We start from the raw sequence: 21,049 nt of genomic DNA, 5'->3' as shown, positions 1-21,049 counted from the left end.
GGAACGATCATTTCGGCCATCATCGCGCTGAATCCGGCGCGGATTGCCTCCACCGATTGAGGGCCCTCGGGTCGGGGCTGCCGCACCATCGCGTCGATCTTCGCGCGCTGTTCCTTGCTCATTGTCGCCTCCACGTTAAGTGCATGCCGGTACACTATATGCCATGGCATTTAAATCAAGCGGTGGCCCGGTCGACCTCCCGGGTTTCTTCGCCGACCTCGTCCGGTGCGAGACGCGCCTCTACAACGCCCTGAACGACCGCCTTCGCGAGCGGCACGGGATCGTCACCTCGCAGTTCGAGTTCCTGCGCTTCCTGCGCGACCACCCCGGGTCCCGGGTGGCGGACCTCGCCACCGAGTTTGCCGTCGGAATCGGGGCGACCAGCAAAGGCGTCGACCGCCTGGAGAAGCAGGGATGGGTCATGCGGCAACCGAATCCATCGGACCGCCGATCGTCGCTGCTGGCCCTGACCGATGACGGCTTGCGGCTCGTCGATGCGGCGGAGGGCACCTTCACCGATGGGCTGGCCGAGCTGATCGGAGGCGCCCTCGGCAGTTCCTCAGGATCGGCCGCCGCACAGGCCCTCTCGGGACTGCGCGCCGCGCTCGAACGCGACCAGATCGGCCTGCCCACGGGGTGACTGGCACGCGTACCCGGACGGAAACACCGGCAACAGGCCACCGCGCACCGACCGAGGCGGACGTACGCGGACCGCAGCCGACGTTCGACTGCCCACCCGGAGGCCGGCCATCCGAGGTGACCCATTCAAGCGGTCCTGGGGGATGCTTCGGGTTGGGAGCGAGCCGCGTGCGTGTTCTTCCTGTGTGCCGGGGTCGCGGTCGCCGAGAAAGCGATTGCCCCAAGGTCGGAGGTCGCGTTGGCTGGGCAGCATGACTGAACTGCGTACCGATCGCCTCACCCTTCGTCGATGGCGTGACTCTGACCTTGCGCCGTGGGCGGCGATGAATGCCGATCCCGAGGTTCGAGAGCACCTGGGCGACCTGCTCACCCGTGAACAAAGCGACGCCTCCGTGGCGCGTTTCCAGGCCGAGTTCGACCAGCGAGGCTATGGGTGGTGGGCGGTTGAGGTGCAGGCCACGGGCGAGTTCATCGGCTTCGCGGGCTTGGATCAGGTGGATGACGACATGCCGTTCACGGGAGTGGAGATCGGCTGGCGGCTGGCCCGCTCGGCCTGGGGTCAGGGGTACGCCACCGAGGCCGCGCTGACAGTACTGGCCTACGGCTTCAACACCCTTGGGCTTTCCGAGATCCTCGCCGTGACAACGGCCACCAACCTCCGTTCACAGGCAGTGATGCGCCGAATCGGCATGACCCGGGACCCGGCCGACGACTTCGACGACCCCACCGCACCCGAAGGGCCGCTGCGTCCCAACGTGCTGTACCGCATCGCCCGAGGCGCGAGCAACTGACCGTCTTTGCAGGGCACTTGGTCAAGATGCGACTGCGAGGCGGAGCCTGTCCAGCCCCGATAACCCATTGCGAAGGGTTGGCGGAAGAGGAAGAGTTACGTTCTCGGGCGCCGCGTCGTTCCCGCGGGCGCCGTCAACAAGGAGGTGTAGAGCACATGCGCAGGACTGTCCAGCAACTGATCTCGACCACTGATCGCATTCACCTCCTCACGACGGAGACGCCTTGTCCCTGCGCATCACCCCACTGACCGACCCCGACAGCAGCCCGTACAGCCGGCGCCTCGCCTGGCTGGCGTCCGACGCCGCCGGCAGCCCCGTCGGGTCGGCGTTCCTGCGTCTGTTCACCGATGGTGGACAGGATCACCTCGCCGAACTGGCCCTCCACGTCCACCCGGTGGAGCGGCGGGGACGCATCGGCTCCCGACTCCTCGACGTCGCCGTGGCAGCCGCCCGGGACGACGCCCGACGCGCCGTCATCGCGCAGACCGAGGCCGGGTCACCCGGCGCCGGCTTCCTGTCGGCCCGGGGCTTTCGCAAAGCCCTCACCTTCAGGTACACCCGCCTGGCGTTGGCCGATGTGGACGTCGCCGCGCTCGCGAGGATCGTCGAGCGGGCGCGTCCCGGCTACCGGCTGGCGTCGTGGCGTGGCACCGTCCCCGACGAACTCGCCGAAACGTTCGCCGCCTCGCGCCGCGCCATGGACGACATGCCGATGGGCGACACCGACTGCGGCACCATGACCTGGGACGTGGACCGGGTTCGGGCCGTTTCCCGAACCGTCGAGGAGCGCGGAGACCACCTGCACACGGTCGTTGCCATCGACACGTCCGACGGTTCGATCGCCGGATTCACGGAACTGGTCGTGCCTGGCAAGGGCAAGGGCGACGGCCAGCACTACGGCACCGCCGTGCTGCCCGAGCACCGCGGTCACGGCCTCGGACTGTGGATGAAGGCCGAGTCGATCGGCCAGGCCCGGAACCGCTATCCGGACCTCGCCGGCCTCCTGACCGACACCGCCGACAACAACACGCACATGAGACACATCAACGACGGCCTCGGCTACACGCCGACGCACGAGGCGCTGCTGTACCAGCTCGACCTGTAAAGACGAAAGAGCGGGCCGGACTTGGTCCTCACCCAGGTCCGGCCCGCAGGTCGTGTTGTCGCCGCTGCACCACCAACGGCCGTGGCGGGCCGGCGTGTTACTGCCAGCGGCGTTTGACGACCGCGGTGTTGGCGGCCCTGTCGTGCATGCACTGCCGGAACGGCTCGTTCCAAATGCACGACAACACGCTGATGAGGCCCAGCACCGGCACCATGCCGATGCCCAGATAGGCCAGCCAGCGTCCCAGGGCGTGGCCGAAGCCGAGCTTGTTACCGGTTTCGACGTGGACGACGCGCAGGCCACAGATGGCTTTGCCGATGGTGCCGCCCATCGCCATCGTCAACGGTTCGAAGAACAGGCCGACCAGCAGCGTCCAGGCGAAGAGGCCGAGAACCACCGGCACTCCGCGGCTGTCGTCGGGCTTGAACGTGCTGTACATCCAGATATTCGTCGGCACCCAGGCGCCCGCGATCAGCACGCCCATGATCAGGTAGTCGATGAAGCGGGCGAGCAGGCGCATGCCGGGGACGGCGAGTGCCTGCGGGGGCGGGCCCTGGGGCCTGCCCATCTGCGGCTGCAGGGGCTGCGGCACCCCGTAAGGCGGCACTGGGGACTGCGGCGGATACGGCTGAGACTGCGGATACGGCTGAGGCGGTACGCCCTGCGGTTGACCGTAGTGCGGTTGCGCAGGGCCGAAGCCGGGGCCGGGCTGGTTGGGGGGCGGTGGCGACTGAAAGGTACTCACAGAAGGCGATCCAAGCCGATACCCCGGAACCGCGACAACCCGAGGTGTACGAACTGGGCCACGCTGACAACCGGCCCGGCCGGGGCGAGAGAAGTTGTGCCGGCCTTCGGGCGCCACCCGGCACACCAATGGCAGGGCGAACGTTGCCTGATGCGGCACCAGCCGCCCCGAACGCGACCACCACTCCGGCGGACCTTCCAGGCCGGAACACGAGTTGGCCGCCGTTCCTGAACTTGACCCTCGCAGTTGGCCACTTCGGCGTCGCTGCCGTGGGGAAGGGGCAGTTGGCGTAGTCGTGACGGTTTCAGGACATTTGTCGGTCCGACTGAAGGGGAGGAATGGGGTGACCAGAGTTTCGGCGGAACACCGTGGACCGCCAGGCAGGAAGGGAGTGTTCGCGTTGCGTACCACTCGGAAGATCATCGTCACCGTTGCCGCTGTCGTGTTGGTGGGTGCCGCGGGCGGGGGAGCGGCGCAGGCGTCGTCACCGACGGCCGTGACCACGGCGCCCGGCGATCAGGTTCCCTCCGCATGCCGTCCGGCGAACCACACCGCGAAGATCACTGCGGGTCCTGCCAGCGCGGGGCATCACCACTACCGGGTCACCCTGACCGCGGCGCCCGGGTACGAGCCGTGCGAGCTGGCCGGGTCACCGACCGACGTGCGGTTCTACCGCCACGGTTCGTCGAACGGGGTCACCGCCGGCCGGTACGGCTCGCAGCGCACGGTGGTGAACTTCGGTCCGGGCCATCCGGTGCACTTCGACATCCAGGTGCCCCACGGTGCCGGCGGCGCTCCCGCCGACGAGGCGACCTTCACGCTCAAGGCTCCCGGTGGCGTGATCCCCGGTGAGTCCACCGCCTACGGTCCCCTCACCGTCGGCGCCGGCACCGTCATCGGTCCGGTCCGGCCCGGCGCCTGACTGCCCTCCCTGCGCGCTTCGGCGGCATCCCGCAGAGCACCGATCCGACTGACCGCCCGGACATGCAACGGGCCCCGGGGTTGCGCCATGACATCCCCGGGGCCTGGACCGCGCGCCGCCCCTGGGGGCGCGTGCTTCCACGACGACGTGGTCTCGACGAGCGTCTCGGGCACAGGCCCGGTTGGCCAGACGGATCGTCACCCGCTCCGCGCAGGGCGTGACGAGGAGAGGCGGGCGGGTGGGGTGCATGCGGTCATGCGTCCTTGGTGGCCTCGGCCGTCAGTAGTGCCAGCAGGCCGGGGAACCGCTGCTCGATATCGGCCCGGCGGAGGGTTGCCATCCGGCTGTTGCCTCGGTTGACCTGGCGGATCAGGCCCGCCTCGCGGAGCGTGCGGAAGTGGTGGGTGACCGTCGCCTTGCTGACCGGCAGCGCGAAGGAACTGCAGGTGCGTTCCTCGCCGTCGGGCCCGGCTGCCAGTTCCCGCACGACGCGCCGCCGCAGCGGGTCGGCCAGCGCGGACAGCACGTTGCCGAGCTCGATCTCCGCAAGTTCGGGGTGCCCCTCGTCGTCAGGCATCACCACCACCTCCAAGGTACGGCTTGCATCATACCTTGGTGTGCCGTTAGCGTCCCATAGGTACGACTCAAGTCATACCTATGTATCCATGGAAGGGACGTCACTCATGCACCAGCCGTTCACCCTCGTCGGCACCGCCCGACCCAAGCCAGAGCGCGCGGAGGACCTGCGGCAGCTCCTGCTCTCGTTCGTCGGACCGACGCGACAGGAACCCGGCTGTCTCGAATACCACTTCCATGAGGACCGTGACGAGCCAGGCGTGTTCGTCTTCTACGAGGCGTGGCGGAGCCAGCGCGACCTGGATGCTCACCTGGCCCTCCCTCACCTCCGCGACTTCTGGGAGCGGCGCATGGAGTACCTGGAGCGCGAGCTGGAGATCCGGTACCTCACGATGCACAGCCCCTACGAGCGAACGGCAGGCCGCGGGTAAGCCTGCGGGGCCTCGGCGGCGCCGCCGAAGACGCCGCCGCCGAGGCCGCTGACGAGGCCATGGCCGCTGACGACGCCGTGGCCCGAGGCGAGCGCCCGCCTCCCGCTGGCGAATTCACTGCCCTGCCTCCAGGAGGCTGCCGCCGTTCGAACCCGCCTGCTACGACGGCGATTTCCCCTCCTCCTGCGCAGCCTGGAGGTCTGCGAGGAGTTCGGCCTGCCCGGCCAGAACTCCCGACAGGATGGTGCGGGCCACCCTCAGCAGTTCGGCGACGTGCGGGCTGGTCAGCGAGTAGTACACGGCCGAGCCCTGCTTGCGGGTCGTGACCAGGTTCATCCTGCGGAGCACGGCCAACTGCTGGGAGAGGTTCGCGGGTTCGACGCCCATCTCCGGCAGCATTTCGGCCACCGCGTGCTCGCGCTCGCTCAGCAGCTCCAGGACACGGATGCGTACGGGGTGGCCGAGCGTTTTGAAGAACTCGGCCTTCAGCCGGTACAGCGGCGTACTCATCGTGCCGTCGCCTCCCCGATACGGCAGCTCAGCCCCACCGGCCGGATCCCGGCGCATCGCATCCACCCACTCGTCAAGAACATGCGGCCCATCCTCGCCTGCGGAACCAGGTCGAACCGAATCCGCACCGGAGAACCGCGCTCCCGTATCCAGCATCGACGACCTCGGTAACGGCGAATGTGGGCAATGGCTGACCGTGTGCGGGGGAAGGGAGGCGGATCGGGCAGGCGTCACCTTGCGGTGCGGTAGCGGTGCCGCCTGGTTCGCACGTTGCGTACGCCCCTCATGTGCCGCTCCGCGGCCGTCGTCCGGGACGGCCGGGACCGTTGCCTTTCGCTGCCCGACCTGCTGCTATGCGCGCTGATCCGTCCCGGCTGGCCATCCGCTGGTGCGCCACTCGTGGCGTTCCGTCCCGTGCCCGTTGGGCTGTGGCGCACCGTGGCTGGCGAGTGCGGTGGTCAGGTCGGCGTGGACCGGAATGGGCGGGCAGCCGCCGGCCGGGACGAGGGAGCCTTCGGCGGGGATCGCCGCCAGTTCCAGACTGCGGCCCGCCTCGGTGAGACGGCGGGCGGCGTCGGTGATGGCCAGCTGTCCCTCGCCGGACCAACCGCGCAGTTCGCTCAGGTCGACGATGACCGGGCCGGTGCCCCGGGCCAGTACCCAGCCGACCGCGCCGGTGAATCGACGGGCTGCTTCCGGGCCCAGATGTCCGGCGACCGACAGGATGCCGAGGTCTTCCTCGACGGTGTAACGCCATTCGATGGTCACGGTGAACTCCTTTGTGCGGCCGGTCTGTCGGGGTCAGATCGGGAGGGTGATCCAAATACCCTTCCCACCGACCGGGGAATCCGCACGTACGACTGCCGTGCCGCCCAGGCCGAGTACGAGTTCCATGACCGTGGCGAGCCCGCCGCCACCGGTACCGGCGAAGGGCCCGTACAGCGAGGGCTGGTGGGGATGGGAGTCGTGGACGGCGAATACCAGACAGTCCCGGCTGGCCGCGTAGATCACGGTGACCTGCGGGGAGAGCTCGGCGGCGTGCCGGATGCTGTTGGTGACCAGTTCGCTCAGGATCAGCAGTGCCGGGTCCACCGTGGGGTGGCGCAGCGAAATGCCCCATCCGGTCAGTGCCAGCTCGGCGGTCTCGCGCGCTATCCGGACGGCGGACGGTTCGCTGGGCAGCGTGAGCACGTGCCGGTAGGGCAACTTTTCCAACGGTGCGAGCATCACGCCTCCGTACCGGTGAGACGCGAGCCGGCCACCGCGGGCGCCGGCCCGGCCGCCGTACTCAGCCCGGAGCAGAGTCCGAAGCCGGGGGCGGGCGGATTCCGACGGGGAGCGCGCCCCACGTCCACCAAGTCGGGGCGCCCGGGCAACGGTGCCGCGAACCGGAATCGGCCGATCTGAGAGACCGTCATCGTGCGGCGCCCCCGGCATCCCGCAACTCGGCCAGCAGTTCGTTCCGCCCGGCCAGCATCTCGGTCAGGATCCGACGCGCGGCCTTCAGCAGCTCGGCGACGTCCCCGCCGGCCAGCTCGTAGACGACCGTGGAACCCTCCCGCGTCGAGGTGACGATCCCGGAGCGGCGCAACACGGCCAGCTGCTGGGACAGGCCCGAGGGCTCCACCTCGATCTCCGCGAGCAGGCCCCGTACCGGCTTCGGTCCGTCCTGGAGCAGTTCCAGCACCCGTATCCGCACGGGGTGCCCGAGCATCCGGAAGAACTCGGCCTTGGCCTGGTACAGCGGAACAGACATGACCCCTCAGACTTCCCCGACCGCAGCCCGCTCGGGGCGCGCGCAAGGGTGTGCCCGCAGCCGTGTACGGGCACAGCCGAACGGAAACAGCATCTAGGCAATTGCGAAATTTTGCAATTCACCATCCGGATGACGCCCGGCCGCCCTCCAGGTGGGGCGCCGGACGATCAGACCTTCTTGGCCACGCTGGACTTGAGGTGCATGACCCCGAAACCGTCGATCTCCCGCGCACCGTCCGGCGCCTCGTAGACTTGCAAAGTTCTTTAATTCACTAGTTGCCGCAATAGTCAATGGTTCGTGCGTGCATGCGCGCGTGGAGGTCCGATGGGCGGGTGGGAGGAAGTGGGCAGCGACGTGGCCGAGTTCCCGCGCAGACGGTGCCGCCCGGGCGCAGCCCATGAGGGCGGCCGGCCGACGGAGCTGCGAGAGGCATGCACGGTGCGCGTCGGACCGGGCGCCGTGCCACCCCTACCCCGCACATCAGACCATCGAGCCCAGATACCGGACACCAGAAGCTCCCAGGAGTGCAGTCGTGCCTGACGCCCCGGCCAACAACCAGTCACCGTCCACGCCGTCCTTCGGGGGCGGGATGTCCGAAGAGCGGAAGGAGCGGGGCGCGTCCTGGCGGGTGTTCATCTACATCGCCGGCAGCCACCTTCTGCTGGGCTTCTTGGCGCTGCTGTTCTACGTCGGCAGCCACGCCGGCAAGTAGCCGGCCGGCGAGCGGAGGGGACGTGCGGCGCGCCAGGCACGAGACACGGACGGGGCGGCGTCGCCAGTGGCCGGACGTGTGCGCGGCTCACGATGTTGTTGGTGCCGGGCAACGCGGTGGTCCTGACCGCTATGCCCAGGCCGGTGTCCAGGTTTCGGTGTCGGAGCGGTCGCACTGCTCGGAGCGCAGGTGGTCGCGGAGCGCGGCGAGTGCCGGGTGCGGGTTGTCGCGGTGCCATACCAGTGAATGCGGGTAGACCGGTGCCGGGTCGCGCACAGCGATGCGTCGCAGGCCGTGGTCGGCGGGCCAGACGAGGCGTGTCTCCTCGCCGACGAAGGTCGCCAGTGACCGGGAGTCGGCGATGGTGTCCAGTAGGGGCTCGGTGCCGAAGTCGGGGCCGGTGATCTCGATGGTGAGCGCGAACGCGGCGGCGAGGTCACCGTAGTAGGCACCCCATTCGGTTCCGGGGACGAGGCCGGGCATCCAGATCCGGTGCCCGACGAGTTCGGCGGGCGTGACCGCGCGGGCGGCAGCGAGCTCGTGGGCCGGTCCGGTGAGGAGTTGGATGGGCTCGTCGAAGACCCGGGCGGCCCTGATGCCGTCCGGGAGCTGCCGGCCGGGCATGGTGACGGCGCGGAAGGACGCGTCGATCGTGCCGGACCGGATGGCGTTGATGGCCGCGTCGGCATCGAAGAGGGTCACGACATCGAGCTCGACCTCGGGGTGCGCGCGATGGAAGCCGCGCATCAGGGTGGCCGGAGCCAGTCGCCGGCCGATCACGTCGACGCGTAGCGCGCGGCGGCCGGGGGACACGGAGGCGACTGCCCGCGCTTCGGCCTGTAGGAGGTCGCGGGCGTGCGGCAGGAACGCCTGCCCGTCGATGGTGAGCTGCGCGCCACGCGGGGCGCGGGTGAACAGCCGCACGCCGAGGATCTTCTCCAGCGTGGCGATGCGTTTGGAGACGGCCTGCTGGGTGATCGACAGTTCGGCGGCAGCGTCCTGGAACCGCCCCGCGTCCGCGACAGCCACGAAGGTGCGCACAGCATCAAGATCCACGCCGACCATGGTAACGACACAACGAAAGGTTGTGCTTTCCTGGCCGATCGGTTGTTTGAGCTCGCCATCCCTACCCGCTTGGATGCCGGGGGTCAGCGAGTGGTTGTTCGGATCGGCGTGAGGTGTGTGGGGTATGACACGTAGGCGGGGGTTGGGCAGGCCGTTCCGGTGGCTGTGGTCGGCGTATGCGGTCAGCTCGTACGGCACATGGCTCGGGTTTGGTGCGTTTCCCCTGATCGCGATCCTCGTGCTGCACTCCGGGCCGGCCCAGGTGGCGGCACTGTCTGCCGCGGGGCGGGCGGTAGGGGCCGTGGTGGCGGTGCCGCTCGGACCGTGGGTGGAGTTCCGCCGTAAGCGGCCGGTCATGGTGGCGATGGATCTGGCCCGGTTCGCGGCGTTGCTGAGCGTCCCGGCCGCGTTCGCGCTCGGCTGGCTCAGCTTCGCCCAGCTCCTCGTCGTCTCGGTCGTCGTCGCCGCGGCCAACATCGCCTTCAACGCGGCCAGCGGCGCGTATCTGAAGGCGCTCGTGCCGCCAGAGGATCTGCTCGTCGCGAACGGCCGGTTCGAGTCCACGATGTGGACCTCGACAGTGGTCGGACCGCCGCTCGGCGGGGCCGCGATCGGGATGTTCGGCCCGATGACGACCGTGGTGGCCGATGCGGTCAGCTACCTGCTCTCGGCGCTGGGCATCCGTGCCATCGGCGGGACGGAACCGCACCCCGTACGGACCGGTGCGCCGCGGCTGCGGGCAGGCGATCTGTTCGAAGGATGGCGCTCCATCCTCACCCACCCCGGGCTGCGCCCGCTGTTCTTCAACGCGATCGTGGGCAACGGCCTGATCATGGCCTCCGAGCCGCTGCTCGCCGTACTCATGCTGGGCCGCCTCGGGTTCACACCTTGGCAGTACGGTCTCGCGTTCGCGACGCCGTGCGTCGGCGGTCTCATCGGCTCACGCCTGGCGCGCCCGCTCGTGACGCGGTTCGGGCGGCACAAGGTGATCGTCACCGCCGGTGCGCTGCGCGCGTGCTGGCCCGTGGGACTGGCCTTCGTCCGGCCCGGTGTTCCCGGGATCGTGCTCGTCATCGCCGTCCAATTCGGCCTGGTGACCTGTTGTGGCGTGTTCAACCCGGTGCTGGCCACCTACCGGCTCGACCAGACACCGGCGGACCGGGTCGCCCGCACGCTGTCCGCGTGGTCGGTCAGCAGCAGCGCCACCATCGCGGCCCTGACCGCCGTGTGGGGTCTGCTGGCCACCCTCACCAGCCCCCGCACGGCGATCGCCGCCGCCGGAGTCCTCCTCCTGGCCACCCCGCTATTGCTCCCGCGCCGCGAGAACGCGCCCCAGCAGGCACGGGAACAGGCCACGAGCCTCACCTGACACACCGCAGCTCGACACCGTCCCCCGGAGCCGGCCCCGGACTCCCGTCCCGGGCCTGTCCGCAGACCATCGACCGGACTTGCGCGTAGCCCTCGCGGATGCGGCGGCCGGTGGTGCGGTCGGCCCGGGGCGGGAATCCGGCCACTGCGCTACGGCGTTCCCTTGCCCCCGCTTCACGTCTCCAGATCGGCGGAATGGTCGGGAACGTAGGTCTGCAGGTCGCGTGGTGGCCGCTGGTAGCCGGTGCCCGGTGGGCGGGGCGGTAGTTCGAGAACGGGTGGGGTGACGTCGTGGTACGGCACCGTCGACAGCAGGTGGGCGATCATGTTCAGGCGGGCTCGGCGTTTGTCGTCGCTCTCGACGACGTACCACGGTGTCTCGGGGAGGTCGGTGTGGACGAACATGTCGTCCTTGGCCCGTGAGTAGTCTTCCCAACGGGTCAGCGATTCGAGGTCGATCGGGGAGAGTTTCCAGCGGCGGGTGGGGTCGTCCAGGCGCTGTCGGAAGCGCTGTTCCTGCACGTCGTCGCTGACCGAGAACCAGTATTTGCGCAGCAGGATGCCGTCCTCGACCAGCATGCCCTCGACGACCGGGCACTGGTGGAGGAAGCGTTGGTACTCGGTGGGTGTGCAGAAGCCCATGACCCGCTCGACGCCGGCCCGGTTGTACCAGCTGCGGTCGAAGAGGACGATCTCGCCCGCCGCGGGCAGTTGCTCCACGTAGCGTTGGAAGTACCACTGGGTGCGTTCGCGTTCGGTGGGCCGGGGGAGTGCGACGACGCGCGCCACCCTGGGGTTGAGGGGGGCGGTGACGCGCTTGATGGTGCTGCCCTTGCCGGCCGCGTCGCGCCCTTCGAAGACCACGACGAGCCGGGCGCCCTCGGCGCGGACCCACTCCTGGAGCTTCACCAGCTCCGTCTGCAGGCGGTACAGCTCGCGCTCGTACCGTGCCTTCGACAGTCTCCCGGGTACCCGACTCCTGCCTTCGTGATGGTCCGCCATGCGTCGACGGTACGGAGTCCTGGGCCGGTGCGGGCGGGCGTGCGGGCCGAACGGGGGTGCCGGCGGGATGGTGGCCTCATCGGATGTGGGGCCGGACGGCCCTTTCCGGGCGGGCGTGCCGGGACGCAGGCTGGGGAGTGACGCCAGACCGGGCGCGCCGTTCGGCCACCCGACGACCGTGCGGTGCGGAGCTGCTCCCGAGGAGGCCCGCCACCATGCCGAACACCCCGCACCGCGTCAGCGACGTCATGACGCAGCCCGTGGCGGCCGTCGACCGGGCGGCCGGCTTCAAGAAGATCGTCGAGACCCTACGGCGGTGGCATGTGAGCGCCCTGCCGGTGGTCTCGGCCGAGCGGCGGGTGGTCGGCGTGGTGTCCGAGGCCGATCTGCTGCCCAAGGAGGGGTTCCGGGAGGCGGACGCGGACGTACTGGAGCGTTTGCGGTTGGTCGATGACGTGCGCCGGGCGGAGGCCGTGACCGCCGGTGAGCTGATGACCACCCCTGCGGTGACGGTGCACGGCGACGCCACGTTGGCCCAGGCAGCGCGCACGATGGCACAGGCATCGGTCAAACGGCTGCCGGTCGTGGATGGCGGCGGGCTGCTGGTGGGCATCGTCAGCCGTGCAGATCTGCTGAAGGTGTTCCTGCGGTCCGATGACGACCTCGCGCAAGAGGTGCGGGGGGTGCTCGCGAAGTTTTTCGCCGTGCCGACGAGGGACCTGCACGTCGTGGTCGCGGACGGGGTGGTCACGCTGAGCGGGCACTTGCGTGACCGGTCGTTGGTGCCTGTGGTGGCGCGTCTGGTGCGCAGCATCGAGGGGGTGGTCGATGTGGAGTACGACGTGACGGGCGTTGCGTCGGTGCCTGTCGTTCCGCCTGTGCCGGGGGCGATTCCGTGACCTTCGTGATCTCCGTGATCTCCGTGACTGTGTTCGTTCTGTGGCCCGTGCGACTTCTGCGACTCCTGTGACTTCTATGAATTGCTGTGGCTTTCTTCGACTTCTTTGACTTCTTTGACTTCTGTGGCTGCGTTCGCGGCGCGCGGGTCGGGGAGAGGCCGCTGGGTCCGTAGGCGGTTCGGTCGGCACGGCGGGCCGGAGCCGCGGTGGGCGCCCCGGCCGATCGGCGGGAGGTAGGGCCGGACGGCCCCTGCCGGGGGCGGGTGGGCGACCGCACGCTGAAGGTGCCACGGCCCTGGGACACCCGCAGCCGTGGGGAGGAGGCGTCATGACGCACAACCCGCACACCGTCAGCGAGGTGATGACCCGGACGGTGGTCGCCGTCGGTCAAGGGGCCGGCTTCAAGGAGATCGTCGCAACCATGGAGCAGTGGAAGGTCAGTGCCCTGCCGGTGCTCGCGGGGGAGGGGCGGGTGATCGGCGTGGTCTCCGAGGCCGATCTGCTGCCCAAGGAGGAGTTCCGGGACGCGGTACCGGAGCGGGTGGAGCAGCGGCGGCTGGACGATCTGCGCAAGGCCGGCGGACTGACCGCGGGTGACGTGATGAGCGCCCCGGCGCTGACCGTGCACGCCGACGACACCCTCGCCCAGGCGGCGCGGACGATGGTGCGCAAATCCGTCAAGCGACTGCCTGTGGTCGACAGTCGCGGCATATTGGAGGGCATCGTCAGCCGCGCGGACCTGCTGAAGGTCTTCCTGCGGTCCGACGAGGAACTGGCGGCGGAGGTGCGGACGGAGATCGTCGACTGGCTGTTCACCGGTACGCCCGGCAGAGTCGAAGTGCGCGTCGTGGACGGCGTGGTGGCACTGCACGGACCGATCCGGGACAGCGCGCTGCTGCCCGTCGCGGCCCGTCTGGTGCGGGCGGTGGAGGGCGTGGTGGACGTGACGTTCGACGTTCACATCGTTCCGGCGGGGGAGCAGCGCACGGTGGCGGGCTGAGGCGGCGGCACCGGTTGCGCGGAACGCGGGCGTGTGGCGCACCGCGTGGGACCGGCCCGTCGCGAGGTGCGGCGATGCCTGAGGAAGGACGAGGTGCGATGACGGAAACGGCCTCCGCAGTCCGCACGGTGCGCGCGCTGCTCGCCGACGGGAGCACGGTCCGGTTGCGTCCGGCAGGTCCGGCGGACCGCGAACAGGTGCTGCGGCTCTTCGGTGAGATGTCCGTCGACCGCCTGCGGAACCGGTTCTTCATGGTGAGTCGGCGCTCCGGCGAACGGGCCGCCGACCGGCTCCGCACGCCCGGCGGACCCGGGCACCGCACCTTGGCCGCCCTGCACGGCGACCGGCTGATCGGCGTCGCCGAGTACGAGACCGGCGACGACCCGGCCGCCGCGGAGATCGCCCGGGCCGTCGCCGCCGACTTCCACCACCGCGGTGTGGGCACCCTGCTGTTGGAGCACCTCGTGCACCTCGTGCACCTCGCACGCGAGCATGGCGTCACCGTGAAACCGGCAAGGGTCGGCACACCGTGGGGAGAAGGGAACCGAGATGAAGCGACGACGGGTCGGGGCGGTCATGACCGGCGACGTGGTCCGCGCGTCCGGGGGGACGCCGGTGGCCGAACTGGTGCGGTGGATGGGCGAGTTCGGGATCAACGGCGTGCCGGTGGTCGACGCCGACGACAAGGTGATCGGGGTCGTCTCCGCGACGGACCTGGAACGGGCGCGGCGTACCGGTGACAGTTCCCCGGACCGCTGTGCGCGGGCCCTGATGTCCGCCCCGGCCCGTACCGTCCGCGCCGACGACTCGGTCATCAGGGCCGCCCGCCTGATGACCTCGTACGGCATCGAGCGGCTCCCGGTCGTGGACGAGGAGGCCCGTCTCGTCGGCATGCTCACCCGGCGCGATGTGCTCCGGCTCTTCGCCCGCTCCGACGACGAGATCCGGGACGAGGTCATCGACGAGATCGTGGTGCGGATGATGTGGCTGGGGCCACGGACCATCGACGTCGCCGTCCGCGACGGCGTGGTGACGCTCGCAGGATGCCTGGACAGCAGCGGCCAGGTGGCTGTTCTGGTGCGGATGACACGGCAGATCGACGGAGTCACCGCCGTCGTCAGCCGACTCACCCACCGCTACGAGGGCGCTTACGGGGGACCAAGGGGACTCGGGGGGACTGCGGGCCGCGGCGACCCGCTGCCCTGACTGCGGCGGGCCTCCGCGCGGTCACTGGCGGTCCTCCGCAAGGTCACTGACGGTGGTGCCGCCGTTCCGCGTCCAGTGCCGCCCACTCCTGCTCCCATTGGGCCGAGCGCCGGCGATCCAGCAGGTAGCCGCCGGCCCTGTCCGCACCGAAGACCAACAGACTGGCGCCGCACGCGGCCACGGTGCCGGCTGCCACGCTCATGGCCATGGTGTCTGCCGGGGTGCTGGGGTCCCGTACCAGCGCTCCGTGCCGGTCCAACCACACCGGCTCCGCCAGCAGCCCGGCGATCAGCGTCATCCAGGACTGCGCCACGTCCGTGCCCCGCCGCATGGAGTCGCGCCGCCACGGCGGGTGAGGCTTCAGCACAGGCATCGCACCCCTTTCCGCTGCTGCCCCGAGCGTGCCATCCCGGGCCGCGGTGGGAGAGGGCCGAACGGTCCCGGAGCGGGGGCCGGTATGCGCTCGGCGGAACCGGGCCGGAACCGTTCGGCCCTGGCACACCGCCTCGGGTGGCGCCACGATGGAGCAGGGGCCCGGTTTCACGGACGGAGGGCCTCATGAGCGAGACGGGTACCTTCTCACCGCGGCGGCCGATCCGGGTGTTCCTGGTCGACGACCACGAGGTCGTCCGACGCGGCGTACAGGACCTGCTCGACGCGGAGCCCGACATCGAGGTGGTGGGCGATGCCGGGACGGCCGACCACGCGCTGGCCCGGGGACCCGCGCTGCGGCCCGACGTGGCAGTGCTCGACGTTCGCCTTCCGGACGGCGACGGGGTCTCCGTCTGCCGTGAGCTGCGCTCGCGGCTGCCGGGGGTGGCCTGCCTGATCCTCACCTCGTTCGATGACGACGACGCATTGCTCGACGCGATCATGTCCGGCGCCTCCGGATACGTCCTCAAGGAGATCAAGGGGGCGGACCTGGTCGCCGCGGTGCGCACCGTCGCGACGGGGCGTTCGATGCTCGACCCGGCGACCACGGCGCGGCTGATGCGCCGGCTGCGGGGCGAGGAGGACGACACCCGGCCCGAGGAGGACGCGCTGTCCGGGCTGTCGGCGCGGGAGCGGGAGATCCTCGAACTGATCGGGGAAGGGCTGACGAACCGTCAGATCGGCGCGCGACTCTATCTGTCCGAGAAAACCGTCAAGAACCACATCTCCCGCCTCCTGGCGAAACTCGGCGTCGAGCGCCGCATCCAGGCAGCGGTGCTGGCCACGCAGCGCGGTGTGCGGACCGGCACACAACGGGCCGGCTAGAGCCGCTCTCCCGGATCCGACGACGACGGTTCGGGCGACGGCGGCTCGGGCGACTACGGCTCGGGCCAGGCGGTGGCACGCGGGCGACTACGACGGCTCAGGCAAGGGGGTGGCACGCGGGCGACGCCTCGCTTCATGACGGTCGCCCGCCGAACTGCCAGTTGTGGACCTCGATGTCGGCGTACCGGTCCGGCGTCAGGACGGCCCGGGCCGCGTCCGGGTCCGGCGCCCGGACCAGGGCCGCGGTACCCAGCCAGGTGGCGCCGTCGTCGGACAACAGCGGCCCGTACGCGATCAGTTCGTCCCGGTCGGGCGGCACGGCGAGGTCGGCGGCCGGTCCCGTGCCGAGGCCGAGCACCAGGTAACGGCTGCCGCCGGTCCGGCCACCGGGGAAGTCCCACATGGTGCGCCCCAGCGTGTTGTGCCACCGGCGCAGCAGCACGTCCCGGTACGCGCCGGCCTGGTAGCCGGGCTCGTCGAAGGCGAACGCGCGGGCGGTGGCGGGATCGGGCAGGTCGAGGATGTGCACACTGCCGGTGGGGGTGTCGTGATCGCCGGCGAGGGTCGGGCCGCGGGCGATCATCTCCGCTCCGTACCGGTCCATGTAGGACCAGTGCTCTTCCAACAGTTCCTGGCGCAGCGCCAAGGAGCCTGGCCGATCGCGGTGGTAGCAGAAGAACTCCATGACCACAGTCTTCACCAGCACTTGCCGACCTGCCCAGACGTTCGCGGTGTGCCACACGGTGATGTCCAGCTCGGCGGCTCCACGCCAACTGCTCCAGCAGGGCCTTGGCATGAAGTGTCCGTCGATGACAGCTTTCGAACGACGCGGGGTAGCTGTGGTTGTCCCAGGCGGATGGCCGCGAGCCCGACGTCGTCGTCAGGGCCGGCCCGTAGCACCTCGCGTACGGTCAGGCGGCACCTTCACTCAGGCGCTCCGCTCTGCCGAACTTCCGGGCGGCCAGGCCGAAGGCGAGGCCGCCAACCAGGAACCAGGGGTTCCACAACACCAGCGTCCAGAACCGCTGATCCGGGCTCACGTTCATCCGTTGGCCCGCTGCATCGGTCAGCAGCAGCGCCTCGATGGCGAGACCACGCACCAGTAGCACGGTGCAGGCACACCAGCCCAGTGCCTTGACCGCCCGTCCGGCCACGCCAGGCCATCGCGGCCCGGTGAGGAGCCATCCCAGCACACCACCGGCAAGGCACAGCGTTCCCACACCCCACAGGCCCACCGCGACGAACCACCCGGGGCGTTCCTCGGCCAGCGGACCCGCCGAGACGCTCAGGCCCCAACTACCGCCCAGCGCCCAGTAGAAGTGCAGCATGCCGAAGGCGACCGCCCAGGCACCCGCGATTCGCCCCCACAACCCTGGTGTTGACTCTTTCGGGAGATCCTCATCCATGGGGGGAAGCATGCCACGGTAGCGGTACGCAGCCGCCAGTCCGGACGAGGAACCGACATGCCCACCGTCCAGTCGGCCATCACATACGACGGAACACCTCGGAGGTGACGGCGCGTTCCGCGAGCGGGCGGCCCCGACCGTCGAGGGTGCCTTGCGCTGCACCGCACCAGGCGCCGCGACCTGTCAGACCTTGATCCCCGATCCGCCTGACAGGCCGTAGCACCCGGCCGCATTCCGCCGCCCGAGATCACTCCGACGACGGGCCCTGGGCCTCCCGGCCTACGGAGGTGAGTGACATGTCCGAGTAGCGGTCGCCCGCCACCTGACCGGCGATCGGCTCCAGCAGCGCCAACTCCTCGGTGGTCAGCGTGATCCGGGTGGCCGCGGCGTTCTCCTGCAGGCGGCTGCGCTTGCGGGTCCCGGGGATCGGTACGACGGTCAGGCCGTGCACCTGGGCCCGCTGCTGCACCCAGGCCAGGGCGATCTGCGCCGTGCTCGCGCCGTGGTCGGCCGCGATCTTGTGCAGGGGCGCCAGAAGCGCGGCGTTCGCCTTGGCGTTGTCGCCGGTGAAGCGCGGCAGGAGCTGCCGGAAATCGCTGCCGGAGAGCTCCTTGCCCGCGTCGGTGAAGGTGCCGGTCAGCAAGCCCCGGCCGAGCGGCGAGTACGGCACGAAGGCGACCCCGAGCTCGGCCGCCGCGCCCACCGCGCTGCGCTCGACGTCCCGGCTGAAGACCGACCACTCCGACTGCAGGGCGGTGATCGGGTGGATGGCGTGCGCCTCGCGCAGTTCGGCACCGGTGACCTCGCTCAGGCCGAGGTGCTTGACCTTGCCTTCCCGCACCAGTTCGGCCATGGTGCCGACGGACTCGGACAGCGGCACGGAGGGGTCCCGGCGGTGCATGTAGTAGAGGTCGATGACCTCGACGTTCAGGCGGCGCAGGCTCCCCTCGACGGCCTGCCTGAGGTACGCGGGATCGTTGCGAATGGCCCGGTAGCTCGGGTCGTCGACGCGGTACTCGAAGGCGAACTTGGTGGCCAGCGTGATCTCGTCGCGGTGCGCGGCGACGAACGGCGCGAGGAACTCCTCATTGGCGCCCATGCCGTACATGTCGGCGGTGTCGATGAGGGTGACGCCCGCCTCGACGGTGGCCTCCAGGGTGTCGCGGGCCGCCGCGTCGTCCGTCGCTCCGTAGGCGGCGCTGATCCCCATGGCGCCGAAGCCCTGGATGCCGACGAGGGGGCCACCGGTGCCCAGCTCGACCTTGTTGATCGGTTGGATGGCGTTGCTCATGATGGCGCTCAGGCCCCTTCCGGCGCCCGGCGGGCGCCCGTGTAAAAGTCGATCTTGGCGTCGAGGACGGTGAGGGTGTCCTGGAGTTCCGCGATGTGCGCGGCGACCTTGTGCCGGGTCTGTACCAGAATTTCCCGCCGCTCGCCGAAGCTGGCCTCGCCCTGGTGGACCAGCTCCGCGAAGCGGACCATGTCGGCGACCGGCATCCCGGTCAGCCGCAACTTGCCCACGAAGGCGAGCCAGTCCAGGTCCCTGTTGTCGAAGAGACGCTGGCCGTTGTGCGACCGCTCGACGTGCGGCATCAGACCGATCTGCTCGTACCAGCGCAGGGTGTGGGCCCTGAGCCCGGTGAACGCCGCGACCTCGCTGATCGTGTAGCGGTCCTGGCCGTCGGGTCGCGGATGGGCCTGCCCCGCGGACACACAGACGTCCACGGGGGGCGGCTTCATGGTCGAGCTGTCGATCACCGTCATGCGGGACACGCTAGAACCTTCAAGTGCACTTGAAGCAAGTGCCCTCCGCACAGCGCCCGCGTGCGGTGTCAGGCGGGCAGCGTCGCCGACCACACCAGGCGGGTGCCGCCGCCCGCCGGAGCCTCGACGGTCATCCCGCCGCCGGCACCCTCGGCCCGTTTGGCGAGGTTGAGCAGACCGCTGCGGTGGCCGTCCTCGGGGATCCCGACGCCGTTGTCGGCCACGGTCAGGGTGAACCGACCGGCCCGGGCGATCAGGGACACGTCCGCCGCGCTCGCCCGGGCATGTCGGGCGACATTGCTCAGGGCTTCCCCGAGCGCCGCCAGGACGTGTTCGGCGAGCCCCTCCGGTACGTCGGTGTCCAGCAGGCCCTCCATATGGAGCGACGGCGTGAACCCCAGCGTGCGGGTGGCTTCTTCCAACGTGGCGACCGTCCGGGCCCGGAGCCCCGGCCGTCCGCGGGTCACGTCGCGGGAGCGCAGCCCGAAGATGGTGGACCGGATGATCTTGATGGTCTCGTCCAGGTCGTCCACCGCGCGCAGTAGCCGCTCGCTCGCCTCCGGGTGATCGACGAAGCGCACCGCGCTCTGCAACGTCATCCCGATCGCGAAGAGCCGCTGAATGGCCAGATCATGCAGGTCGCGGGCGATGCGGTCGCGGTCCCTGAGCAGCCTCACCTGCTCCGCGGCCGCTCGTTGCTCGGACAGTTCCATGGCGAGCGCGGCTTGTCCGGCGAACGTCAGCAACGGTGCGGTCTCGGGTTCGGTGAACGGGGCGCGCCCGCGGAGTCGCGCCAGGAGCAGCACGCCACGGACCTTCTCGCCGGTCGCCATGGGAACCGCCACGGCCGGCCCCAGCCCCCACCACCGGGGCGGACCGGTGGTGATCCTCGGGTCGTGTTCGACGTCCGCGCTGATCAGCGGACGTCTGGCGTCCAGCGCGGTCCCCGCGAACGACCCGCGGCGGGGAAGAACCAGGCCGCGGTGCGCTTCGGAGTCGACGCCGGAAGCCAGTTCCATGCGCAAGCGGTCGCCCTCCACCGGCAGGGCCAGGACTCCGAGGTCGGCGGAGAGGATCCGCACGGCGTGGTCGACGATCGTGGACAGTACGTCCTGCTCCTCCGCGCCAGGCAGCAATCCAGCCACGATCTCGTGGTTGGCCTCCAACCATTCCTGGCGGTAGCGGGCCCCTTCGAAGAGCCGCGCGTGCTCGATGGACACCCCGGCGGCCACCGCCAGCGTCGACAGCAGCGTCTCGTCGTCGTCGGTGAACGGCTCGCCACCGCGTTTCTCGGTCAGGTACAGATTTCCGAACACCTCGTCCCGGACCCTGACCGGTACCCCCAGGAACGAGTGCATCGCCGGGTGGTTCGGCGGGAATCCGTAGGACGCGGGATGGTCGCCCAGTTCGCTCAGCCGTAGCGGTGCGGGGTGGCGGATCAACTCCCCGAGGATCCCCTGGCCGGCCGGCAAGGGGCCGATCGCCTTGAACTGCTCCTCGGTCAGCCCGACGGGCAGGAACTGCGTGAGCCGGCCATCCGCGCCGATCACACCGAGCGCGCCGTACTTCGCGTCCGCAACCACGACGGCGGCCTCGACGATGTGGCGCAGCACCTGCGGCAGCTCCAGCCCTGCGCCCACCGTCAGCACCGCTTCGAGCAGCAGGTGCTGCGACCGGCTGCTCACCTTCTCCACCGCGCGCAGCCGCTCCGCGAGCTCGTCCGGCAATCCGTGCAGGAGCGGGCGCAGCCCCTCCTCCGTACGGCAGTAGTCCTCGCCCACGGCAAGCCTCCACCGCGGCCGGTGTCCGCGACCCGGCCACACCTTCCACGGTAGTGCGAGGAGCCGAAGGACACCTTGTGAGCAGCGACCCCCGCGGGCCGACGCCGGGCGTGC

At 70.1% G+C, this 21,049-nt stretch carries 25 protein-coding genes and 1 pseudogene; 12 read left to right on the top strand and 14 right to left on the bottom strand.

Annotated elements, in window-relative coordinates; genetic code table 11:
- Nucleotides 1-163: 163 nt before the first annotated feature.
- The 3 genes from ACO0M4_RS31140 to ACO0M4_RS31130 all read left to right on the top strand — a co-directional run bounded on the left by ACO0M4_RS31140 (nucleotide 164) and on the right by ACO0M4_RS31130 (nucleotide 2,535).
- Nucleotides 164-640, top strand: coding sequence for a MarR family winged helix-turn-helix transcriptional regulator (locus tag ACO0M4_RS31140; protein WP_430374409.1), 477 nt, complete (start codon nucleotides 164-166; stop codon nucleotides 638-640).
- A gap of 250 nt (nucleotides 641-890) precedes the next feature.
- Complete coding sequence (locus ACO0M4_RS31135; protein ID WP_430374408.1) at nucleotides 891-1,430, top strand: GNAT family N-acetyltransferase; 540 nt, start codon at nucleotides 891-893, stop codon at nucleotides 1,428-1,430.
- A 223-nt stretch (nucleotides 1,431-1,653) separates the two neighbouring features.
- Nucleotides 1,654-2,535, top strand: a complete 882-nt coding sequence (locus ACO0M4_RS31130; protein WP_430374407.1) for a GNAT family N-acetyltransferase — start codon at nucleotides 1,654-1,656, stop codon at nucleotides 2,533-2,535.
- A gap of 97 nt (nucleotides 2,536-2,632) precedes the next feature.
- On the opposite strand, the gene ACO0M4_RS31125 is transcribed toward ACO0M4_RS31130, so the two are convergent.
- Nucleotides 2,633-3,055, bottom strand: coding sequence for an RDD family protein (locus ACO0M4_RS31125; RefSeq protein ID WP_430374406.1), 423 nt, complete (start codon nucleotides 3,053-3,055; stop codon nucleotides 2,633-2,635).
- A 616-nt stretch (nucleotides 3,056-3,671) separates the two neighbouring features.
- On the opposite strand from ACO0M4_RS31125, the gene ACO0M4_RS31120 reads away from it, so the two are divergent.
- The gene (locus ACO0M4_RS31120) at nucleotides 3,672-4,202 is read left to right on the top strand and encodes a DUF4232 domain-containing protein (RefSeq protein WP_430374405.1); all 531 of its coding nucleotides are present in this window, start codon (nucleotides 3,672-3,674) and stop codon (nucleotides 4,200-4,202) included.
- A 253-nt stretch (nucleotides 4,203-4,455) separates the two neighbouring features.
- On the opposite strand, the gene ACO0M4_RS31115 is transcribed toward ACO0M4_RS31120, so the two are convergent.
- Nucleotides 4,456-4,779: an ArsR/SmtB family transcription factor gene (locus ACO0M4_RS31115; protein ID WP_430374404.1), complete on the bottom strand. Its 324-nt coding sequence runs from the start codon at nucleotides 4,777-4,779 to the stop codon at nucleotides 4,456-4,458.
- 88 nt (nucleotides 4,780-4,867) lie between these two features.
- On the opposite strand from ACO0M4_RS31115, the gene ACO0M4_RS31110 reads away from it, so the two are divergent.
- A complete protein-coding gene (locus ACO0M4_RS31110) occupies nucleotides 4,868-5,209 on the top strand; it encodes a putative quinol monooxygenase (RefSeq protein WP_430374403.1) in 342 nt (113 codons plus the stop codon).
- Nucleotides 5,210-5,368: 159 nt separating this feature from the next.
- Here the strand turns inward: ACO0M4_RS31110 and ACO0M4_RS31105 are convergent, their stop codons facing one another.
- From ACO0M4_RS31105 to ACO0M4_RS31090, 4 genes are all read right to left on the bottom strand, one after another.
- Complete coding sequence (locus ACO0M4_RS31105; protein ID WP_430374402.1) at nucleotides 5,369-5,719, bottom strand: ArsR/SmtB family transcription factor; 351 nt, start codon at nucleotides 5,717-5,719, stop codon at nucleotides 5,369-5,371.
- A gap of 351 nt (nucleotides 5,720-6,070) precedes the next feature.
- Nucleotides 6,071-6,487, bottom strand: coding sequence for an STAS domain-containing protein (locus ACO0M4_RS31100; protein WP_430374401.1), 417 nt, complete (start codon nucleotides 6,485-6,487; stop codon nucleotides 6,071-6,073).
- Between the two features lie 33 nt (nucleotides 6,488-6,520).
- Nucleotides 6,521-6,946: an ATP-binding protein gene (locus ACO0M4_RS31095; protein WP_430374400.1), complete on the bottom strand. Its 426-nt coding sequence runs from the start codon at nucleotides 6,944-6,946 to the stop codon at nucleotides 6,521-6,523.
- Between the two features lie 187 nt (nucleotides 6,947-7,133).
- Nucleotides 7,134-7,475: an ArsR/SmtB family transcription factor gene (locus ACO0M4_RS31090; RefSeq protein ID WP_430374399.1), complete on the bottom strand. Its 342-nt coding sequence runs from the start codon at nucleotides 7,473-7,475 to the stop codon at nucleotides 7,134-7,136.
- Between the two features lie 532 nt (nucleotides 7,476-8,007).
- Between ACO0M4_RS31090 and ACO0M4_RS31085 the strand changes: the two genes are divergently transcribed.
- Nucleotides 8,008-8,187, top strand: a complete 180-nt coding sequence (locus ACO0M4_RS31085; protein WP_390015938.1) for a DUF6126 family protein — start codon at nucleotides 8,008-8,010, stop codon at nucleotides 8,185-8,187.
- A 129-nt stretch (nucleotides 8,188-8,316) separates the two neighbouring features.
- On the opposite strand, the gene ACO0M4_RS31080 is transcribed toward ACO0M4_RS31085, so the two are convergent.
- Nucleotides 8,317-9,252, bottom strand: coding sequence for a LysR family transcriptional regulator (locus ACO0M4_RS31080; RefSeq protein ID WP_430374398.1), 936 nt, complete (start codon nucleotides 9,250-9,252; stop codon nucleotides 8,317-8,319).
- Nucleotides 9,253-9,376: 124 nt separating this feature from the next.
- Between ACO0M4_RS31080 and ACO0M4_RS31075 the strand changes: the two genes are divergently transcribed.
- Entirely contained in the window at nucleotides 9,377-10,621 is a 1,245-nt protein-coding gene (locus tag ACO0M4_RS31075) for an MFS transporter (protein ID WP_430374397.1), read from the top strand.
- Between the two features lie 173 nt (nucleotides 10,622-10,794).
- Here ACO0M4_RS31075 and ppk2 read toward each other — a convergent pair whose 3' ends face one another.
- Nucleotides 10,795-11,622, bottom strand: a complete 828-nt coding sequence (ppk2, locus tag ACO0M4_RS31070) for a polyphosphate kinase 2 (RefSeq protein WP_430374396.1) — start codon at nucleotides 11,620-11,622, stop codon at nucleotides 10,795-10,797.
- Nucleotides 11,623-11,837: 215 nt separating this feature from the next.
- Here ppk2 and ACO0M4_RS31065 point away from each other — a divergent pair, with 215 nt between their 5' ends.
- The 4 genes and pseudogenes from ACO0M4_RS31065 to ACO0M4_RS31050 all read left to right on the top strand — a co-directional run bounded on the left by ACO0M4_RS31065 (nucleotide 11,838) and on the right by ACO0M4_RS31050 (nucleotide 14,727).
- The gene (locus tag ACO0M4_RS31065; RefSeq protein WP_430374395.1) at nucleotides 11,838-12,521 is read left to right on the top strand and encodes a CBS domain-containing protein; all 684 of its coding nucleotides are present in this window, start codon (nucleotides 11,838-11,840) and stop codon (nucleotides 12,519-12,521) included.
- Between the two features lie 328 nt (nucleotides 12,522-12,849).
- Nucleotides 12,850-13,521 carry a CBS domain-containing protein gene (locus ACO0M4_RS31060; protein ID WP_430374394.1) on the top strand — a complete coding sequence of 224 codons (672 nt, stop codon included), beginning with the start codon at nucleotides 12,850-12,852 and terminating at the stop codon, nucleotides 13,519-13,521.
- A gap of 74 nt (nucleotides 13,522-13,595) precedes the next feature.
- Nucleotides 13,596-13,961, top strand: a pseudogene (locus ACO0M4_RS31055) (GNAT family N-acetyltransferase); the annotation flags it as partial.
- A gap of 109 nt (nucleotides 13,962-14,070) precedes the next feature.
- Complete coding sequence (locus tag ACO0M4_RS31050; protein ID WP_430374393.1) at nucleotides 14,071-14,727, top strand: CBS domain-containing protein; 657 nt, start codon at nucleotides 14,071-14,073, stop codon at nucleotides 14,725-14,727.
- A gap of 43 nt (nucleotides 14,728-14,770) precedes the next feature.
- On the opposite strand, the gene ACO0M4_RS31045 is transcribed toward ACO0M4_RS31050, so the two are convergent.
- Nucleotides 14,771-15,100 (bottom strand): hypothetical protein, encoded by a 330-nt coding sequence (locus tag ACO0M4_RS31045; protein ID WP_430374392.1) that lies wholly within the window; start codon nucleotides 15,098-15,100, stop codon nucleotides 14,771-14,773.
- Nucleotides 15,101-15,285: 185 nt separating this feature from the next.
- Here ACO0M4_RS31045 and ACO0M4_RS31040 point away from each other — a divergent pair, with 185 nt between their 5' ends.
- Nucleotides 15,286-15,984: a response regulator gene (locus ACO0M4_RS31040; protein WP_430374391.1), complete on the top strand. Its 699-nt coding sequence runs from the start codon at nucleotides 15,286-15,288 to the stop codon at nucleotides 15,982-15,984.
- A 133-nt stretch (nucleotides 15,985-16,117) separates the two neighbouring features.
- Here the strand turns inward: ACO0M4_RS31040 and ACO0M4_RS31035 are convergent, their stop codons facing one another.
- The 5 genes from ACO0M4_RS31035 to ACO0M4_RS31015 form a co-directional block, all read right to left on the bottom strand.
- Nucleotides 16,118-16,669, bottom strand: a complete 552-nt coding sequence (locus ACO0M4_RS31035) for a YciI family protein (protein WP_430375329.1) — start codon at nucleotides 16,667-16,669, stop codon at nucleotides 16,118-16,120.
- Between the two features lie 226 nt (nucleotides 16,670-16,895).
- Nucleotides 16,896-17,390, bottom strand: coding sequence for a DUF3995 domain-containing protein (locus ACO0M4_RS31030; protein WP_430374390.1), 495 nt, complete (start codon nucleotides 17,388-17,390; stop codon nucleotides 16,896-16,898).
- 247 nt (nucleotides 17,391-17,637) lie between these two features.
- Complete coding sequence (locus ACO0M4_RS31025; protein ID WP_430374389.1) at nucleotides 17,638-18,681, bottom strand: aldo/keto reductase; 1,044 nt, start codon at nucleotides 18,679-18,681, stop codon at nucleotides 17,638-17,640.
- Between the two features lie 8 nt (nucleotides 18,682-18,689).
- A complete protein-coding gene (locus ACO0M4_RS31020) occupies nucleotides 18,690-19,154 on the bottom strand; it encodes a MerR family transcriptional regulator (protein WP_430374388.1) in 465 nt (154 codons plus the stop codon).
- Nucleotides 19,155-19,222: 68 nt separating this feature from the next.
- Nucleotides 19,223-20,935 (bottom strand): GAF domain-containing protein, encoded by a 1,713-nt coding sequence (locus ACO0M4_RS31015; protein ID WP_430374387.1) that lies wholly within the window; start codon nucleotides 20,933-20,935, stop codon nucleotides 19,223-19,225.
- Between the last annotated feature and the right edge of the window lie 114 nt (nucleotides 20,936-21,049).

This window comes from Streptomyces sp. RGM 3693 (assembly GCF_050471125.1).
Taxonomy (GTDB): Bacteria; Actinomycetota; Actinomycetes; order Streptomycetales; family Streptomycetaceae; genus Streptomyces.
The sequence above is the reverse complement of the archived record's forward strand: the minus strand, read 5'-3'. Positions and strand labels throughout refer to the sequence as shown.

What these genes read in the sequence shown, in the direction of transcription:
- ACO0M4_RS31110 (WP_430374403.1), top strand. Translation starts at nt 4,868, where the DNA reads ATGGAAGGGACGTCACTCATGCACCAGCCGTTCACCCTCGTCGGCACC.
- ACO0M4_RS31105 (WP_430374402.1), bottom strand. Translation starts at nt 5,719, where the DNA reads ATGAGTACGCCGCTGTACCGGCTGAAGGCCGAGTTCTTCAAAACGCTC.
- ACO0M4_RS31020 (WP_430374388.1), bottom strand. Translation starts at nt 19,154, where the DNA reads ATGACGGTGATCGACAGCTCGACCATGAAGCCGCCCCCCGTGGACGTC.
- ACO0M4_RS31090 (WP_430374399.1), bottom strand. Translation starts at nt 7,475, where the DNA reads ATGTCTGTTCCGCTGTACCAGGCCAAGGCCGAGTTCTTCCGGATGCTC.
- ACO0M4_RS31030 (WP_430374390.1), bottom strand. Translation starts at nt 17,390, where the DNA reads ATGGATGAGGATCTCCCGAAAGAGTCAACACCAGGGTTGTGGGGGCGA.
- ppk2 (WP_430374396.1), bottom strand. Translation starts at nt 11,622, where the DNA reads ATGGCGGACCATCACGAAGGCAGGAGTCGGGTACCCGGGAGACTGTCG.
- ACO0M4_RS31065 (WP_430374395.1), top strand. Translation starts at nt 11,838, where the DNA reads ATGCCGAACACCCCGCACCGCGTCAGCGACGTCATGACGCAGCCCGTG.
- ACO0M4_RS31025 (WP_430374389.1), bottom strand. Translation starts at nt 18,681, where the DNA reads ATGAGCAACGCCATCCAACCGATCAACAAGGTCGAGCTGGGCACCGGT.
- ACO0M4_RS31050 (WP_430374393.1), top strand. Translation starts at nt 14,071, where the DNA reads ATGAAGCGACGACGGGTCGGGGCGGTCATGACCGGCGACGTGGTCCGC.
- ACO0M4_RS31080 (WP_430374398.1), bottom strand. Translation starts at nt 9,252, where the DNA reads ATGGTCGGCGTGGATCTTGATGCTGTGCGCACCTTCGTGGCTGTCGCG.
- ACO0M4_RS31115 (WP_430374404.1), bottom strand. Translation starts at nt 4,779, where the DNA reads ATGCCTGACGACGAGGGGCACCCCGAACTTGCGGAGATCGAGCTCGGC.
- ACO0M4_RS31060 (WP_430374394.1), top strand. Translation starts at nt 12,850, where the DNA reads ATGACGCACAACCCGCACACCGTCAGCGAGGTGATGACCCGGACGGTG.
- ACO0M4_RS31135 (WP_430374408.1), top strand. Translation starts at nt 891, where the DNA reads ATGACTGAACTGCGTACCGATCGCCTCACCCTTCGTCGATGGCGTGAC.
- ACO0M4_RS31095 (WP_430374400.1), bottom strand. Translation starts at nt 6,946, where the DNA reads ATGCTCGCACCGTTGGAAAAGTTGCCCTACCGGCACGTGCTCACGCTG.
- ACO0M4_RS31045 (WP_430374392.1), bottom strand. Translation starts at nt 15,100, where the DNA reads ATGCCTGTGCTGAAGCCTCACCCGCCGTGGCGGCGCGACTCCATGCGG.
- ACO0M4_RS31040 (WP_430374391.1), top strand. Translation starts at nt 15,286, where the DNA reads ATGAGCGAGACGGGTACCTTCTCACCGCGGCGGCCGATCCGGGTGTTC.
- ACO0M4_RS31125 (WP_430374406.1), bottom strand. Translation starts at nt 3,055, where the DNA reads ATGCGCCTGCTCGCCCGCTTCATCGACTACCTGATCATGGGCGTGCTG.
- ACO0M4_RS31140 (WP_430374409.1), top strand. Translation starts at nt 164, where the DNA reads ATGGCATTTAAATCAAGCGGTGGCCCGGTCGACCTCCCGGGTTTCTTC.
- ACO0M4_RS31035 (WP_430375329.1), bottom strand. Translation starts at nt 16,669, where the DNA reads ATGGAGTTCTTCTGCTACCACCGCGATCGGCCAGGCTCCTTGGCGCTG.
- ACO0M4_RS31075 (WP_430374397.1), top strand. Translation starts at nt 9,377, where the DNA reads ATGACACGTAGGCGGGGGTTGGGCAGGCCGTTCCGGTGGCTGTGGTCG.